Origin of the sequence: Actinomadura sp. 1N219, from assembly GCF_044326405.1 — a bacterium.
GTDB lineage: Bacteria > Actinomycetota > Actinomycetes > Streptosporangiales > Streptosporangiaceae > Spirillospora.
Genome location: NZ_JBIRAY010000016.1, coordinates 20,072 through 36,356, shown reverse-complemented (window position 1 = coordinate 36,356; position 16,285 = coordinate 20,072). Strand labels below are relative to the sequence as shown.

Below are 16,285 nucleotides of genomic sequence, written 5' to 3'. Positions count from 1 at the left end.
GAGCACCGGACGGATGGCAAACCCCCAGGACAATCTTCAGTTTTCGGGCTTCGGGCGGGGGTGTGCGGCTATCGCGCCCCGGCGCCGGCGACCCCGGCGATCTCGCCCATGACCGAGCCGGCGAGGTCGAATCCGCCGACGCAGGCCAGGTATCCGGGGGCGTCCCAGTCGTGGCCGCCGGGCCGCCCGCCGAGCGGCAGGTACGTCCCGCCGGCCTGCCTGACCAGGAGCATCGCGGCGGCGATGTCCCAGGCGTTGATGGACGAGTCGTAGGCGACGTCCGTCCAGCCCGCGGCGATGTGCGCGAGGGTGAGCGCGGCGCTGCCCGGCCTGCGGACGGTGGCGAACGCGTCCACCATCAGCCCGAAGCGCCGCAGCGTCTCGTCCCGGTCGCCGATGGCGAGGTCGTTCGGGCTGGGGTAGGACGTGGCGGCGACGGCGGTCGCGTCATGGGTCGCGCCGCGGCTGCGGAGCGGCTCGCCGTTGCAGGTGGCGCCGTCCAGGGTCGCGGTGAACATGTCGTCGCGCACCGGGTCGTACACGGCGCCCGCGACCAGCTCGCCGCCCGCGACGGCGGCGATCGACACGCACCAGAACGGCAGGCCGACCGCGAAGTTGGCCGTCCCGTCGATGGGGTCCACGTACCAGCGGATCGCGGCGGCGGAGTCGCCGCGCGCGCCGCCCTCCTCCCCGACGACGACGCTGCCGGGGGTGTGCTCGGCGAGCACCTCCCGGATGGTCTCCTCCGCCGCGCGGTCGTGCTCGGTGACCGGGTCGTGGAAGTCGATCTTGACGTCGACCTCCGGACGCGAGCGGAACGCCGTCCGCAGCTCTCCGCCGGTCGTGCGGGCGGCGAGTTCGGCGATCGCGGCGAGCTCCCGCGAGGCGGGCACGTCGGCGTTCATTCGGCTCCTTCGGGTGACGGCTTGCGGTCGGGCGGGACGCTGGTCAGGCGGGACGCCGGTCAGGCGGCAGGAGGCGCTCCAGCAGGCGGGCGGCCGTGATCACGCCGAGGACCGCGCCCTCCGCCGGGCGCCGCTCGTCGTCGGTGACGGCGACGACGGGGCTGCGGGAGCCCGCCATGACGCTGGCGATCTCCATGACGGTGGCGTTGTGGTCGACGACGGGGAGCGGGGTGCGCTCGTCCTCCAGCAGGTCGGCGACGGTCCGGTCGGCGAGCCCGGCGCAGAGCCGGTCGGCGTGGCGCTCGTCGTAGACGCGGGCGAGGGCCGGGTCGTCCCGGACGTGCGCCGGGACGATCTGCCGCAGCAGCCGCGAGCCCGGGATCACCGCCACGGCGCGGCCCCTGCCGTCCACCACGACGAGGCCCGGAAGGCCCTGAGCTGCGAGGAGGCGGGCCGCGTCCATCGCGCTGTCGGACGGCGTCACGGTGGGGTACTCGGCGGCGAGTTCACGGGCGCGCACGCCTCCGACGGTATCCGACGCGCCGTCAGAGCTCGGCTTCGGCGTAGTCCTCGGGGGAGAACTCGATGCGGGGCTGGGTGCTCTCCAGCAGGTCGAACGCCTCGGGGACGGAGTCCGTCCAGCCGATGGCGTCCCAGATCTTCGCGCGGGCGAAGCCCTGCTCGGTGAGGCCGCGCATCAGCTCGCGGAGCGGGTCGTAGACGCCGGTCGGGTCGAGGATCACGACGGGCTTGGCGTGCATGGCGAGGACGCGGGCCGTCCACACCTCGAACAGCTCCTCCAGTGTGCCGATGCCGCCGGGCAGGATGAGGAAGGCGTCGCTGCGGCGGTCCATCTCGCCCTTGCGGGTCCGCATGTCGGGGGTGACGATCAGCTCGTCGTTGTCCTCGTCGGAGATCTCGACGCTGACCAGGCGCTCGGGGATCACCCCGACGGTGCGGGCGCCGCCGGCCCGCGCGGCGCGGGCGACGGCGCCCATGCACGAGACCTGGGCGCCGCCGCTGACGAGGCTGTGGCCGCGCCGGGCGAGCTCGGCTCCGGTCCGCGCCGCGAGGTCGACGTAGCCGCGGTCGATCGTCCCGCTGGACGAGCAGAAGACGCAGACGGCGAGGGGCTTCGGGGATTCCACCGGCCCAATGCTACGGCCCGGCCCCGGCATCGGCCGGGGTCAGTGCATGGCGAGGTCCCTCCGGCGGAAGCCCATCATGCCGAGGACGGCCAGGACGGCGGCGATCGCGGCCAGCCAGACCAGCGGCATGACGGCGAAGTCCTGCCCGATCTTCGGGATGTGGGTGAACGGCGAGACGTCCATCACCCGCTCGTCCAGGTCCAGGCTCGGCCCGAACAGGGAGAGCAGCCCGAACAGGCCGACCGCCGCCCAGGCGCCGCCCGCGGTGAGCCTCGGCGCCAGCCCGAACAGCGCGAGCGCGATCGCCGCGACCAGCCACACGGCGGGCAGCTGCGCCATCGCCGCGCCGAGCACGCGGGGCAGCTCGCCGCCGACGTCGCCGACGTTCAGGCCGTGCGTCAGCCCGGCGGCGGTCCCGGCGACGGCCAGCGCGACGGCCGGCCCCAGCAGGGCGAACACCAGATGGCTGGACGCCCACCTGAGCCGTCCGGTGGCGGTGGCGAGCAGCGGCTCGGCGCGCTGCCCGGACTCCTCGGTCCGCAGCCGCAGCGCGGCCGACACCGCGTAGGCGGCGACGATCAGGCCGAGCATGCTCATCACGGAGGCGAAGTAGGCGTCGGTGATGCCGGACTGGCCGCCGAGCTTGGTGAAGATCTCCTCCAGGTCGGGGTTGTCCTCGACCATGTCCTTGATCCCCTTGGCGAGCGCGCCGTAGACGACGCCCAGCGCGGCGAACCCGGCGAGCCACCCGTACAGCGGACGGCTCTGCAGCCGCCAGCCGAGCCCGAACGGCCCCGACAGCCGCTCCGAGGCGGCGGCGGGCCCGAGGCTCGGGGGCAGGATCCCGGCGCCCACGTCGCGGCGCGCCTGCAGCCTCGCCGCCGCGGCCACCAGGACCGCGATGAGCGCGGCCACGAGCGCGAGCGTCCACCAGCGTTCCCCGCCGAAGGCGCGCAGCCGGTTGATCCAGCCGAACGGCGACACCCAGCCCAGCCACGACAGGCCGTTGCCCGCGCCGCCGACGTCGGCGGCCATCCGGACGGCGAACGCGGCGCCGAGCGAGGCGAGCGCGATCCCGCGGGCCGCGCCCGCGCCCTCGCTGAGCTGCGCCGTGACGCCCGCGACGGCCGCGAAGAGACAGCCGGCGGCGGCGAGCTGCAGCCCGAGGGCCAGCGACCCGGCGAACGGGAGGCCCTGGGACGTGAGACCGGCGGCGAGCAGCACGGCCAGGACGAGGTTCGCCGCCATCGTCACGATCAGCGCGGCGGCCAGGCCGGAGCCCCGCCCGGTCACGGTCGCGCCGAGCAGCTCGCGGCGCCCGGCCTCCTCCTCCGTGCGGGTGTGCCGGACGACCGTCAGCGCACTGATGATCCCGACCACGACCGGGATGAACCCGGAGCGCTGCGCGATGATGCTGCCGAGGCTGGTGTCGTACATCGGCCCGTACAGGGCGAGGAACGTCGGGTTGGTGCCGGTCGTCTTCGCGTACTGGAGCCGGTCGGCGAGCTCCGGGTAGAGGCTGTCGGTCGCCCCGACGAACCCCATCGGGATGACCGCGAGCAAGATCACCCAGGTGGGGAGCAGGAACCGGTCGCGGCGCAGGATCAGCCTGACCAGCCCGCCCGTCCCAACGAGCGCGCTCATGGTGAGACCTCTTCCAGCTCGTCCTTGTAGTGGCGCAGGAACAGCTCTTCCAGCGTCGGCGGACGGCTCGTCAGGCTCCGGACGCCGATCTCGGTGAGCTGCCGCAGCGCCTCGTCGAGCCGGGGCGTGTCGACCTCGAACTTGATCGTGGTGCCGTCGATGTGGACGTCATGGGCGCCGGGCAGCGGGAGGCCGTCCGGCGGGCCCGCCAGCTCGGCGTGGATCGAGGTGCGGGTCAGGTGCCGCAGCTCGTCGAGGGTGCCGGACTCCACGGACACGCCGCTGCGGATGATCGTCACCCGGTCGCACAGCGCCTCCACCTCGGACAGGATGTGGCTGGACAGCAGGACGGTCCGCCCGTCGCGCCGCTCCTCGCGGATGCACTCCTGGAACACCTCCTCCATGAGCGGGTCCAGGCCGGAGGTGGGCTCGTCCAGCAGCAGCAGCTCGGCGTCGGACGCCAGCGCGGCGATCAGCCCGACCTTCTGCCGGTTGCCCTTGGAGTAGGCGCGGCCCTTCTTGCGCGGGTCGAGCTCGAAGCGTTCCAGCAGCTCGGCCCGGCGGCGCGGGTTCGTCCCGCCGCGCATCCTGCCGAGCAGGTCGATCACCTCGCCGCCGGACAGGTTCGGCCACAGCGTCACGTCGCCGGGGACGTAGGCGAGGCGGCGGTGCAGCTCGGTCGCGTCCCGCCAGGGGTCGCCGCCGAGCAGCCTGGCCGTGCCCGAGTCCGCGCGCAGCAGGCCGAGCAGGACCCTGATCGTGGTGGACTTGCCCGCGCCGTTCGGGCCCAGGAAGCCGTGCACCTCTCCCGGCCGGACGGTCAGGTCCAGGCCGTCCAGCGCGCGGGTCTGGCCGAAGGTCTTGACCAGGCCGCGGATCTCGACGGGGGGCGTCTTCTCGGTCACCGGTTCTCCTCGCTGGGTGACTGCTCGCGGGAGGCGAGCATGCTCTTCAGGCCGGCGCGCGCCTGGGCGGCCAGCTCCGGCGACAGCAGCCTGTCGTCGTAGATGTCGATCATCGCGAGCGCCATCCGGGGGTAGCCCTCGCCCGTCAGCACGCCGGCGCCCAGGGCCCTCGACAGGTGCTCGTTCAGGACGAAGCTGCCGAGGCTCATCCCGGTCATGACGGCCGCGTACGCGTGCAGGTCGTCGGTGGAGGGCTTGGCCACCCCGGGCCTGCCGGTCTCCAGGACCTCCCTGGTGTAGGCCACGACGTCGTCGAACAGCGTCGCCGCGGCCTGCGACCCGTCGGTCAGCGCGCGGGCGAGGTAGCGCTGGATGGGCAGCGCCGTCCGCATGGCGATCTCCATGAACCCGGGGCTCGCCATGCCGCCCTGGAGCGACTCCTCCTTGACCTCGCGGGTGGCCGCGAGGACGTACTCGTCGCACGCCTGGCGCAGCGCCTCCTTCGTCCCGTAGTGGTGCTGGACGAGGGCGGGCGACACGCCGGCGGCCTTCGCGATGCCCCGGATCGTCGCGCCCTTCACCCCGCGCTCCGCGAACTCCAGAAGCGCGGCGTCCCTGATGCGGGCCCGTCCGGTCAGGTCTTCGGCCCGTTCCTTGCCCGCCATCCGCACCACCTGTACATACGTTCAGTAAACTGTACCGATGTACACTGTACCTCTGTACAGGGGCGGTTGTCGAGGCGGGGTCAGCCGCCGCCGGGAAGCTCGCCGAGCGTCACCTGGACCTGCTTCTTCGTCCCGTCCCGCCGCTGGATCTGGACGTTCGCGACACCGCCGGGCTTGAGGGTCGCGAGCACCGACGACAGCGCCGTCTGGTCGGGCGTGGCCGTGCCGTTCACCGACAGGATCAGGTCGCCCGGCTCGACCCCCGCCTTCGCGGCGCCGCCGTCCCGCTCGACCTCCACGACCGCGACCGCGGACCGCTGCCCGCTCTGCGGGTCGACGATCGTCCGGACCGTCACGCCGAGCGCCGCCCGCCCCGAGTCCGACACCTTCCCCGACTGGATGAGCTGCGGGACGATCCGCTTCACCGTGTCGCTCGGCGTCGCGAACCCGATCCCGGCCGCCGGCGCGCCGATCGACGGGTCCGACGCGGCGGCGGTCGGCACGCCGATCACCTGGCCGCTCAGCGTGACCAGGGCCCCGCCGCTGTTGCCCGGGTTGATCGCCGCGCTGGTCTGGATGGCGTCGGCGATCGTCGAACCCTGGAAGCCGCCCTCGCCCTTGGTCGAGACCGTCCGGTGCAGCGCGGACACGATCCCGTTCGTGACGCTTCCCGCGAGGCCCAGCGGGTTCCCCATCGCCAGGACGATCTGCCCGACCTCCGCCTTGCCCGACTCGCCCCACGACGCCGGCCGCAGCGACCCGCCGGACACCTTGACCACGGCGAGGTCGTCGGCCGCGAACGCGCCCACGAGGCCCGCGTTCAGCGGCGAGCCGCCGCTGGCGGCCGTCACCTGGATCTTCTTCGCGCCCGCGACCACGTGCGCGTTCGTGACGATGTTGCCCTGCCCGTCGTAGACGACCCCAGAGCCCTCGCCCTGGTCGGTCTGGATCTTCACGACCGACGGCAGGACGGCGTCCACGACCTTCTCGTACTGCTGCTGGAGATCCGCCGCCGGCCCGGTGCTGACCGGGGCGGACGTCTGCGCGGCCGTCGTCCCGGCGCCCTCGTCGCCGCTGCACCCCGCGAGCGCCAGCGTCCCCGCCGCCACCACTGCCGCGCATGCTTTGACCTTGGCTTTCCTTTCCACGCTCCCCACCTCCCGGACGGAGTCCTTCCCTCCTCCCGGAGATCAGGCATGGGAGCTCGGAGGGGTCACGGCTGGAAGCGGTAGCCCATCCCGGGCTCGGTCAGCAGGTGCCTCGGGTGCGCGGGGTCGGCTTCGAGCTTGCGGCGGAGCTGGGCCATGTACTGGCGCAGGTAGTGGGTCTCGCGCCGGTAGGACGGGCCCCAGACCGTCGTCAGGAGCTGCTGCTGGCTGATCAGCTTGCCGGGGTTGCGGATCAGGATCTCCAGCAGATGCCATTCGGTCGGGGTCAGCCGGACGCCGCCGCTGACCGTCTTGCCCGCGAGGTCGACGGTGTGGTCGCCGACGTCCACCCGCGCCACCTCGCCGGTCGCCGGCACGCGGCGGGACACGGCGCGGATGCGGGCGACCAGCTCCTCGATGTCGAACGGCTTGGTGACGTAGTCGTCGGCGCCCGCCTCCAGCGCCTCGACCTTGTCCTGGCTGCCGGCCCGGCCGGACAGGACGATGATCGGCACCCGCGTCCAGCCGCGCAGCCCGTGGATGACGTCGACGCCCGGGATGTCGGGCAGCCCGAGGTCGAGGACGACCAGGTCGGGCGGCGACGCGCCCGCCCGGCGGAGCGCGGTCGTGCCGTCGGCGGCGGTCTCCACGTCGTAGTCGCGGGCGCGCAGGTTGATGCGCAGGGCCCGCAGGAGCTGCGGCTCGTCGTCCACGACCAGCACTCGCGTCACGGCGCCTCCCCCCGGCTGGACCGGTGGACGGGGAGCGCGACGATCATGGTGAGGCCGCCGCCCGGGGTGTCCTCGGGGACCAGCTCACCGCCCATCGCCTCGGTGAGCCCGCGGGCCAGCGCCAGACCGAGCCCGACGCCGGTGTGGTTGTCGCGGTCGCCGAGCCGCTGGAACGGCAGGAAGATCCGTTCCCGGTCGGCGGGCGGGACGCCGGGGCCGCGGTCGGCGATCCGCAGCTCGACCCGGTCCTTGATGGCCCCGGCCGTGATCAGGACGGGCTCGTCCGGCGGGCTGTGCCGCAGCGCGTTCGCGATCAGGTTGACCAGGACGCGCTCCAGCAGCGCCGGGTCGGCGGTCACCTCCGGCAGCCGCGGATCGAGCCGGACGGTGACCAGGTCCCCGGTGTCGCCGATGTCGTCCAGGGCGCGGGGCATGATCTCGTCCAGGGCGATGGGCTGCGCGGCGATGCCGAGGACGCCCGCCTGCAACCGGCTCATGTCGAGCAGGTTGGCGACCAGCCGGTCGAGCCGGTCGAGGGACTGGGCGGCGGTGTCGAGCAGTTCGGCGCGCTCCTCGGGCGTCCAGTCGACCGAGGTGGTGCCGAGGCTGTCGACGGCGGCCTTCGCCGAGGCCAGCGGCGTGCGCAGGTCGTGGCTGACGGCGTTGAGCAGCGCGGTCCGCATCTTGTCGGCCTCCTCCAGGGGGCGGGCCCGTCCCGCCTCCGCCTCCAGCCGCTGCTGGCGCAGCGCGCCCGCCGCCTGGACGGCGAACGCCTCCAGCACGCGCCGGTCCCCCGCCGGAAGCGGACGGCCGCGGATCGCCAGCGTCAGGTCGTCGCCCGCCGGGATCTCGGTGTCGCCCTCGCCCGGCGACGTGCACGGGCGCCCGCCGACCGTCGCGACGATCCGCCAGTCGGCCGGGTCGCCGTGGCTGTCGGGCGTGGCGGGCACCGGCCGTTCGAGCAGGGTCACGGACGTGAGCCCGAACGTCTCGCGCATCCGTCCGAGCAGGGTGTCCAGGGCGCGCTCGCCGCGCAGGACGTTCCCGGCGAGCGCGGACAGCAGCCCCGCCTCGCTGCCGAGCTTCACGGCCTCCCGCGACCGCCGCGCGGCGTTGTCGACGACCATGCTGACGCCGACGCCGACCAGCACGAACACCGCGAGCGCGATGATGTTCTCCTGCTCGGCGACGGTGAACCGGTAGAGCGGCGGCGTGAAGAACCAGTTGAGCAGGAGGAACCCGGCGACCGCGGTGAACAGCGCGGGCCACATCCCGCCGACCAGCGCGATCCCGACGACGGCCGCCAGGAAGAACAGGATGTCGGACGGCAGCGACAGCGCCGGACGCGCCTCCGCCAGCCCGAACGTCAGCAGCGGCAGCCCGCCCGCCGCGACCAGGAACCCGGCGGCGCGGCGGCGCGCCGACAGCCCCTGGTCGCGGACCGTCCGGCGGATGCCCTGCCTGGCCTGGTCGTGGGTGACCATGTGGACGTCGATCGTCCCGGACAGCGCGGTGGTCGTCACCCCGATCCCCGGCCGCAGCAGCTGCGCGAGCCTGCCCCGCCGGGAGATGCCGAGGACGAGCTGCGTCGCGTTGACGGCCCGCGCGAAGTCCAGCAGGGCGCGCGGGATGTCGTCGCCGACGACCTGGTGGAACGTACCGCCGAGCCCCTCCACGATCTCCCGCTGCCGGGCCAGGTCGCGGGCCTGTGCACCATTCAGGGCGCCGCTCAGCGCGTCGCCGCGCGTCACGTGCACGGCGAGCAGGTCGGCGCCCTTGGACCGGGCGGCGATGCGGGTAGCGCGGCGCAGCAGCGTCTCGCCCTCAGGACCGCCGGTGAGCGCGACCACGATCCGCTCCCGCGCCTCCCAGGTGCCGCCGATGCCGTGGTCGGCGCGGTACCGGTCGAGCTGATCGTCCACCTTGCCCGCGAGCCACAGCAGCGCCAGCTCGCGCAGCGCCGTGAGGTTCCCGACGCGGAAGTAGTTGGAGAGGGCGGCGTCGACCTTCTCCGGGGTGTAGATGTTGCCGTGCGCCATCCGGCGGCGCAGCGCCTCCGGAGCCATGTCGACCAGCTCGACCTGCCCGGCGGTGCGGACCACCTCGTCCGGGACGGTCTCCCGCTGCGGCACCCCGGTGATGTTCTCCACGACGTCGTTGACCGACTCCAGATGCTGGACGTTCACGGTCGTGATCACGTCGATGCCGGCGTCGAGGATCTCCTCGACGTCCCGCCAGCGCTTGTCGTGGCGGCTGCCGGGGACGTTGGTGTGGGCGAGCTCGTCCACCAGCACCACATCAGGGGCGCGGCGCAGCACGGCGGGCACGTCCAGCTCGGTGAACTCGGCGCCCCGGTGCGTGATCGTCGCGCGCGGCAGGACCTCCAGGCCGTCGAGGAGGGCGGCGGTGCGCGGGCGGCCGTGCGTCTCGACGTAGCCGACGACGACGTCGGTGCCGCGGTCCCGCCGCCGCCGCGCCTCCGCCAGCATGGCGTAGGTCTTCCCGACCCCCGGGGCGGCCCCCAGGTAGATGCGGAGCTGCCCTCTGGCCATGCTCTCCATCCTCTCAGCCCTGGTAGGGGGGCCTGCCGTGCCTGCAGAAAACACCCGTTTCGGACGCTTTCCGCCGGTCTTGACGCGTTCCCTACGCCCCCGTCCGCCATCTTCACGCGATCCATACGCGGCCCGGCGCTCAGGGCCCTTCGGCGGCCCGTTCGACGCAGGAGTCCAGGTAGGGGCCCAGCTCGCGCGTCACCGTCCGCAGCGGACGGACGCTCCGCTCCGCCCGCGCCATCAGGATCGCGCCCTCCAGCGAGCTGATCATCAGCGTGGCGAGCGCGTCCGCCTGCCGGGACGGGACGCCCATCGCGGCCAGCTCCCGCGCCACCGGCCGCCGCCAGTCCGCGAACGCGGCGGCGGTCGCGGACCGCGTCGACTCGACGGTGTCCGAGCAGTCGACGGTCGCCGCCGCGACCGGGCAGCCCTTCGCGAAGCCCGCCGTCCGGTACTCGTCGATCCACTGGCGGGCCATTGCCTCGAACAGCCTGCCCGGCGTGGGACGCGCCATCGCGGACATGAACCGCGCGACGCGCTTGGCCGCGTACCGGCCCGCCCACTCCACGGCCTCGTTGACCAGCTGTTCCTTGCCGCCCGGGAAGTAGTGCTGCAGCGAACCGCGCGGCGCCCCGGCGTGCTCGGCGACGTCCCGCAGGCCCGTGGCGGTGACGCCGTCGCGGCGGATGAGCTGCGCCGCGCTGAACACCATCCGCTCCCGCGGCCCGCGACTTTCGGCTGTTGCGTCTTTCACCTGGGCCATTATCATGACCGTTGTCATAACTCGCAAGATCGGACGACGGCGCGGCCGGAGGCGGCGATGAGTTCGGACATCGGTTTCATCGGTCTCGGGGTTATGGGCCAGCCCATGGCGCTCAACCTCGCCCGCGCCGCCGGCGCCCGCGTGGGTACAGGTCTCGTCGTCTGGAATCGCACCGCGGCGAAGTGCGAGCCACTGCGGGCGGCCGGGGCGGCGGTGGCGGCGAGCCCCGCCGACGTGTGCCGCCGCGCCCGCGTCGTATTCCTCATGCTGGCCGACGGGCCCGCGATCGACTCCGTGCTGGCACGCGGCACGCCCGCCTTCGCCGCGAACGTCGCAGGGCGCGTGATCGTCCACATGGGCACGACGTCCCCTGGCTACTCGCGCGGCCTCGAAGCCGACGTCCGCGCCGCCGGGGGCCGCTACGCCGAGGCGCCGGTGTCCGGCTCGCGCGGGCCCGCCGAGGCGGGGCAGCTGGTCGCGATGCTGGCGGGCGACCCCGCGGCCGTGGCCGCCGTCCGCCCGCTGCTCGGGCCGATGTGCCACGAGTCGTTCGAGTGCGGGCCGGTGCCGAACGCGCTGCTGATGAAACTCTCGGTCAACCTGTTCCTGATCACGATGGTCACCGGGCTGGCGGAGGCGTTCCACTTCGCCGCCCGGTACGGCCTGGACGAGCACCGCCTCCGCGACATCCTCGACGCCGGCCCGATGGCGAGCACCGTGTCACGCGCGAAGTCGCACAAGCTCGTCGAGCGCGACTTCGCCGTCCAGGCGTCCATCGCCAACGTCCTGGACAACAACCGCCTGGTCGCGGAGGCCGCCAGGGACGCCGGCATCGCCTCGCCGCTGCTGGACGCCTGCCACGCCCTCTACGGCGAGACCCTGGCGCTGGGGCACGGCGGGGCGGACATGGCGGCGGTCGTCCGGGCAATCGAGTCGCGCACCGGCCTGGAACGGGCGGTCACTCCCCGGCGGTCTCCCCCGCTTCCGCCGACGCCCGGGATTCGATGATCTCCTGCTGGGCCCGGGTGTGGCCGTCGATGATGATCTGGACGACCTCGTCCGGGTCGTCGGTGAGGTGGATCAGGTCCAGGTCCTGCGGGGAGATCTTGCCGCTGGGCAGCATGGACTTCTCGATCCAGTCGAGCAGGCCGCCCCAGAACTCCGTCCCGACCAGCACGATCGGGAACCGGGTGATCTTCCTGGTCTGGACGAGGGTGATCGCCTCGAACAGCTCGTCCAGCGTCCCGAACCCGCCGGGCAGCACCACGAACGCCTGCGAGTACTTCACGAACATCGTCTTGCGGACGAAGAAGTAGCGGAACTCAAGCCCGATGCCGATGTGGTCGTTGAGCTTCTGCTCGAACGGAAGCTCGATGCCGAGCCCGACCGACAGCCCGCCGTTGTCGTCGCAGCCCTTGTTGGCCGCCTCCATGATCCCCGGCCCGCCGCCGGTGATCACGGCGTAGCCGGCGTCGTGCAGCCGGGCGCCGATCTCCACCGCGAGCCCGTACTCCTCGTTGCCCGGCTTCGTGCGGGCGCTGCCGAAGACGCTGACGGCCTTCGGCAGCTCGGCGAGGAGCCCGAAGCCCTCCACGAACTCCGCCTGGATCCGCAGCACGCGCCAGGGGTCGGCGTGCACCCAGTCGGCCGGGCCGCGGCCGTCGAGCAGCCGCTGGTCGGTGGTGGTCTGGGGGACGGCCCGTCCCCGCAGCATGGCCGGTCCCTGCCGGCGCGAGCGGGAGTTCACATCCGATGTCATGGACCCACGTTAGTAGGACCCTCCAGCCACATGCGCATGCGTTGCTCGCACTCGGCGATGAGGGGAATGTCGACGTATTCGTCCTTCGTGTGCGCGAGGGTCGGCTCGCCTGGCCCGTAGTTGACGGCCGGGACGCCGAGTTCGGAGAAGCGGGCCACGTCCGTCCAGCCGAGCTTGGCGCGGACGCCGGCCCCGCTGGACGCGACGAACGCGGCCGCCGCCGGATGCGTCAGCCCGGGACGGGCCGCGGACGCGGTGTCGGTGACCGTCACCTGGAAGCCGTCGAAGATTTCCCGAACGTACGCCTCGGCCTCAGCGACGGACTTGTCGGGCGCGAACCGGTAATTCACGGTGACGACGCATTCGTCCGGGATGACATTTCCCGCGACGCCACCGCTGATGAACACCGCGTTCAGGCCCTCGCGGAATTCCAGCCCGTCCACAACCGGACGGGTCGGCTCGTAGGCGCGCAGCACGTCCAGGATCTGCCCGGCCGTATGGATCGCGTTCGACCCCATCCACGCCCGCGCGCTGTGCGCCCGCTCCCCCGCGGCCGTGACCTCGGCGCGCAGCGTCCCCTGGCAGCCGCCCTCGATCTGCGCGCCGGTCGGCTCCATCAGCACGGCGAAGTCGCCCGCGAGCAGCTCCGGGCGGTCCGCCGCGAGCTTGCGCAGCCCGTTGTGCTCGGCCTCGATCTCCTCGCACTCGTAGAACACGTACGTGATGTCGCGAGTCGGCTCGACAACGGTGGCGGCGAGCCGCAGCGCGACCGCGACTCCGCTCTTCATGTCGGTCGTCCCGCACCCGTAGAGCCGCTCCCCGTCCACCCGCGACGGCAGATTCCCGTTCAGCGGCACGGTGTCGAGATGCCCGGCCAGGACGACCCGCTCAGCCCGCCCGAGCTGGGTCCGGGCGACGACGTTGTTCCCGACGCGCTCCACGGCCAGATGCGGAAACGCCCGCAGCGCCTCCTCCACGGCGTCGGCGAGCGCCTTCTCCGCACCGCTCACCGACTCGATGTCGACGACGGCCGCCGTGAGGTCCGCCACGTCCGAGAACAGATCAAGCCCCATCCCCAAGTCTTATCATCGCGTCGTGGACATGCCTGTGCTTGAGTGCGCTGTGCGTTGGGCGCGCCCTGCCGACACCCCCGAGATGCGCGGCCTCCTCGACGACGGGGAGCGCGACCGCTACGAACGTTTCCGCCGGCCCGAGGACAAGGCCCGGTTCGTCACCGGACGGTTCCTCGCCCGGACGGCCCTGGCCGAGGCCACCGGGCTGGACCCGCGGACCATCCGGTTCACGACCGACTGCCCCCACTGCGCGGGCACCCACGGCAAGCCGCGCCTTCCCGGGTCGGCCGTGGACTTCTCGCTCTCCCACTCGGGCGACAGGGTCGTCATCGTCCTGGCCGAGGGCGCCGAGGTCGGCGTGGACGTGGAGCAGGAGAACGACCGCGACATCGACCGGCTCGCCGAGATGGTCCTGTCCGCCCCCGAGCGCACCGCTCTCGCGGCCATGGACGACAAGCGGCGCGGCTTCCACCGCTACTGGACGCGCAAGGAGGCGCTCCTGAAGGCGACGGGCCACGGCCTGGCCGCGCCGATGACGGACATCCACGTCTCGGCCCCCGACGACGCGGCCGAGGTCGTCGCGTGGGCCGGTGCGGCGGCGGTGTCTCCCGTCCGCCTCGCCGATCTCGACCCGGGGCCCGGCTACGCCGCCGCGGCCGCCGTCCTCACCGACCGCCCCCTCAAGATCACCGAGGTCACGTGTTGATGCCGTGGTCCCTCAGGATGTCGTTGAGGGACGCCTTGTCGTGCCGCTGCCCCTCTTCGAGGCGCTTGAGGATCAGCACCGCGGGGAGGCCGAACGTGCCGCCCTTGAACTCCTTGTAGCGGGTGCCGCCGACGGCGACGCACCAGTCGGGGACGCGGCCGCGGGCGACCTCCTCGCCCGTCTCGACGTCGATGACCGGCATGGACGCCGACAGGTTCGTCCCGGACCCGATGACGGCGCCGCGCCCCACCCGGGCCCCCTCGACGATCATCGACCGGCTGCCGATCATGGCCTCGTCCTCGATGATCACGGGCTTGGCGTTGGGCGGCTCCAGCACGCCGCCGATGCCCACGCCCCCCGACAGGTGGACGTTCTTGCCGATCTGCGCGCAGGACCCCACGGTCGCCCACGTGTCGACCATCGTGCCGGAGTCGACGTAGGCGCCGATGTTGGTGAACGACGGCATCAGCACCACGCCGGGCGCGAGGTGGGAGCCCCAGCGGGCGATCGCGCCCGGGACGACGCGGACGCCGTCCAGCCGGGTCTTGAGCGGGATGCGGTCGTGGTACCGGAAGTCGCCGACCTGGGAGCGCACCATGCCGAGGACCTTGAAGCTCAGCAGGATCGCGCGCTTGGCCCGCTCGTCGACGACGACCTCGCCGGTGCCGGGGTCGATGCGGGCGACGCGGGCCTCGCCGGAGTCGAGCTGGTCGACGGCGGCCACGATGGCGGTGCGCGCGCCGGCGTCGTCCGGGGTGAGGTCGGCGCGCCGCTCCCACAGCTCGTCGATGCCGCCGGAGATCGGGCTGGTGAACGTTTCGGTCATGGGCCATGAGCTTACTGGGGGCCGTCTGCCGGTACCTTCAACGCGTGGCTGTTTGGGCGAGGGAGAAGGCGGGCCCCGGCGAGGGGCCTGACCACGGGGGACGCCGCCGCGGGCGGCGCTGGGCGGCGGGCGTGACCGTCGTCCTGGTGCTGCTCGGCGTCGGCGCCTACACGCTCTTCCAGAAGGCCCGCCCGTACCTGCACGGCACCGGCTGCGAGGTGAGCACGAGCATCGGGAAGATGCCGCTCGACCTGGAGCAGGGCGCCAACTCCGCCACGATCGCCGCCGTGGCGTTCCGCAAGCAGCTGCCCGAGCGGGCCGCGGTGATCGCCTACGCGACCGCGATCCAGGAGTCCCACATCCGCAACCTGCCGGGCGGCGACCGCGACTCGGTCGGCATGTTCCAGCAGCGCCCGTCGCAGGGCTGGGGCCCTCCGCACAAGCTCCGCGACCCCGTCGAGTCCACCACGAAGTTCTTCAACGCGCTGGTCAAGGTGAAGGGCTACCTGGACCGCGACCTGCACGACGCGGCGCAGACCGTCCAGCGCAGCGCGGACGGCCGCGCCTACGCCCAGCACGAGGACGACGGCAGGCTCCTCGCGGCGGCGTTCACCGGACGCGAGGCGGGCACTGCGCGCTGCTGGTACCCGCCCGGCAAGCGGGCCGCGTCCCGCCGCCCGGAGGCGATCCGGGAGATGCGGCGCGCGTTCGGGAGCAAGGTCCGCGTCGGCGGCCCGAGCCCGCTCACGACGGGCGCGGCCTCGAACCCCGGCTCCTGGAACGCGGTGAAGGTCACGAACACGCGGGCGGGCTGGGCCGTGGCGGCGTGGGCCGTGACGCACGCGCAGGTCTACGGCCTCACCGAGGTCCGCTACGCGGGACGCCACTGGCAGGCCGACGCGGGCCACGACGGCTGGACGGACGACAAGGACGCCCGCGAGGACACCGTCATCATCCAGTGACCCGCCCGGCAACCGGCACTGCCCGGCGACCGGCACTGCCCGGCGACCGGCGCTGTCCGCTTCCGGTCGTTGATCATGAAGGCGCTTCGTGCGTTCATGGGCGGAACACTCGCGAAAGGAGTGGCTCCCATGTGGCGAACGCCTTCCCGCATCGCTCTCACCGCCTCCATCACCGCCGCACTCGCCCTGCTCCCCGCCGCCCACGCCTCGGCCGCGTCCCCCGGCAGCCCGCCCGGCTGCCCCGAGCGCTCGCAATGCGGCTGGAGCGGAGCCGATTTCACGGGGACGGCGACGACCTTCAGCCCGCTCGAAGGATGCACGAACGCGCCGTTCCCCGTCCTGTCGGCCGGAAATACCGGCGGGGGCCAGTTCGTCATGTACGTCTTCGCGGAACGGGACTGCGAGGGCGAGGTCGTCGCCCAGGTCAGCCGCAACCGGTTCCTGCCGTCCCTGCCCGCACCCGGCTTGAGCGCCTTCGTGGTGTGGTGACGTCCTGCC

At 73.1% G+C, this 16,285-nt stretch carries 17 protein-coding genes; 4 read left to right on the top strand and 13 right to left on the bottom strand.

What is annotated here, in order from left to right:
• Positions 1-68 precede the first annotated feature (68 nt).
• The 10 genes from ACH35V_RS35665 to ACH35V_RS35620 form a co-directional block, all read right to left on the bottom strand.
• Positions 69-905: an inositol monophosphatase family protein gene (locus tag ACH35V_RS35665; protein WP_395979279.1), complete on the bottom strand. Its 837-nt coding sequence runs from the start codon at positions 903-905 to the stop codon at positions 69-71.
• 43 nt (positions 906-948) lie between these two features.
• Positions 949-1,425 (bottom strand): CBS domain-containing protein, encoded by a 477-nt coding sequence (locus ACH35V_RS35660; protein ID WP_395979278.1) that lies wholly within the window; start codon positions 1,423-1,425, stop codon positions 949-951.
• Positions 1,426-1,450: 25 nt separating this feature from the next.
• The gene (locus ACH35V_RS35655) at positions 1,451-2,053 is read right to left on the bottom strand and encodes a TIGR00730 family Rossman fold protein (RefSeq protein WP_395979277.1); all 603 of its coding nucleotides are present in this window, start codon (positions 2,051-2,053) and stop codon (positions 1,451-1,453) included.
• 39 nt (positions 2,054-2,092) lie between these two features.
• Positions 2,093-3,697: an ABC transporter permease gene (locus ACH35V_RS35650; protein ID WP_395979276.1), complete on the bottom strand. Its 1,605-nt coding sequence runs from the start codon at positions 3,695-3,697 to the stop codon at positions 2,093-2,095.
• The gene (locus ACH35V_RS35645; RefSeq protein WP_395979275.1) at positions 3,694-4,602 is read right to left on the bottom strand and encodes an ATP-binding cassette domain-containing protein; all 909 of its coding nucleotides are present in this window, start codon (positions 4,600-4,602) and stop codon (positions 3,694-3,696) included. Before ACH35V_RS35645 ends, ACH35V_RS35650 begins: the two co-directional genes overlap by 4 nt.
• Positions 4,599-5,267, bottom strand: a complete 669-nt coding sequence (locus tag ACH35V_RS35640; protein WP_395979274.1) for a TetR/AcrR family transcriptional regulator — start codon at positions 5,265-5,267, stop codon at positions 4,599-4,601. Before ACH35V_RS35640 ends, ACH35V_RS35645 begins: the two co-directional genes overlap by 4 nt.
• A gap of 80 nt (positions 5,268-5,347) precedes the next feature.
• Positions 5,348-6,415, bottom strand: a complete 1,068-nt coding sequence (locus ACH35V_RS35635; protein WP_395979273.1) for a S1C family serine protease — start codon at positions 6,413-6,415, stop codon at positions 5,348-5,350.
• A gap of 65 nt (positions 6,416-6,480) precedes the next feature.
• Positions 6,481-7,146, bottom strand: coding sequence for a response regulator (locus tag ACH35V_RS35630; protein ID WP_395979272.1), 666 nt, complete (start codon positions 7,144-7,146; stop codon positions 6,481-6,483).
• Positions 7,143-9,698: a DUF4118 domain-containing protein gene (locus ACH35V_RS35625; protein WP_395979271.1), complete on the bottom strand. Its 2,556-nt coding sequence runs from the start codon at positions 9,696-9,698 to the stop codon at positions 7,143-7,145. The genes ACH35V_RS35630 and ACH35V_RS35625 overlap by 4 nt, the downstream gene beginning before the upstream one ends.
• Positions 9,699-9,837: 139 nt before the next feature.
• The gene (locus tag ACH35V_RS35620; protein WP_395979270.1) at positions 9,838-10,452 is read right to left on the bottom strand and encodes a TetR/AcrR family transcriptional regulator; all 615 of its coding nucleotides are present in this window, start codon (positions 10,450-10,452) and stop codon (positions 9,838-9,840) included.
• A 66-nt stretch (positions 10,453-10,518) separates the two neighbouring features.
• Between ACH35V_RS35620 and ACH35V_RS35615 the strand changes: the two genes are divergently transcribed.
• Positions 10,519-11,469 (top strand): NAD(P)-dependent oxidoreductase, encoded by a 951-nt coding sequence (locus ACH35V_RS35615; protein ID WP_395979269.1) that lies wholly within the window; start codon positions 10,519-10,521, stop codon positions 11,467-11,469.
• Here ACH35V_RS35615 and ACH35V_RS35610 read toward each other — a convergent pair.
• Entirely contained in the window at positions 11,420-12,220 is an 801-nt protein-coding gene (locus ACH35V_RS35610; protein WP_395979268.1) for a TIGR00730 family Rossman fold protein, read from the bottom strand. The two genes, ACH35V_RS35615 and ACH35V_RS35610, sit on opposite strands and share 50 nt — an antisense overlap.
• Positions 12,217-13,293 (bottom strand): succinyl-diaminopimelate desuccinylase, encoded by a 1,077-nt coding sequence (dapE, locus tag ACH35V_RS35605; protein ID WP_395979267.1) that lies wholly within the window; start codon positions 13,291-13,293, stop codon positions 12,217-12,219. Before dapE ends, ACH35V_RS35610 begins: the two co-directional genes overlap by 4 nt.
• A gap of 28 nt (positions 13,294-13,321) precedes the next feature.
• On the opposite strand from dapE, the gene ACH35V_RS35600 reads away from it, so the two are divergent.
• Positions 13,322-13,999 carry a 4'-phosphopantetheinyl transferase family protein gene (locus tag ACH35V_RS35600; RefSeq protein ID WP_395979384.1) on the top strand — a complete coding sequence of 226 codons (678 nt, stop codon included), beginning with the start codon at positions 13,322-13,324 and terminating at the stop codon, positions 13,997-13,999.
• On the opposite strand, the gene ACH35V_RS35595 is transcribed toward ACH35V_RS35600, so the two are convergent.
• A complete protein-coding gene (locus ACH35V_RS35595; RefSeq protein WP_395979266.1) occupies positions 13,989-14,825 on the bottom strand; it encodes a 2,3,4,5-tetrahydropyridine-2,6-dicarboxylate N-succinyltransferase in 837 nt (278 codons plus the stop codon). The genes ACH35V_RS35600 and ACH35V_RS35595 overlap by 11 nt on opposite strands.
• A gap of 44 nt (positions 14,826-14,869) precedes the next feature.
• Between ACH35V_RS35595 and ACH35V_RS35590 the strand changes: the two genes are divergently transcribed.
• Positions 14,870-15,787 carry a hypothetical protein gene (locus ACH35V_RS35590; protein WP_395979265.1) on the top strand — a complete coding sequence of 306 codons (918 nt, stop codon included), beginning with the start codon at positions 14,870-14,872 and terminating at the stop codon, positions 15,785-15,787.
• Positions 15,788-15,916: 129 nt separating this feature from the next.
• Positions 15,917-16,276, top strand: a complete 360-nt coding sequence (locus tag ACH35V_RS35585; RefSeq protein WP_395979264.1) for a hypothetical protein — start codon at positions 15,917-15,919, stop codon at positions 16,274-16,276.
• Positions 16,277-16,285 lie beyond the last annotated feature (9 nt).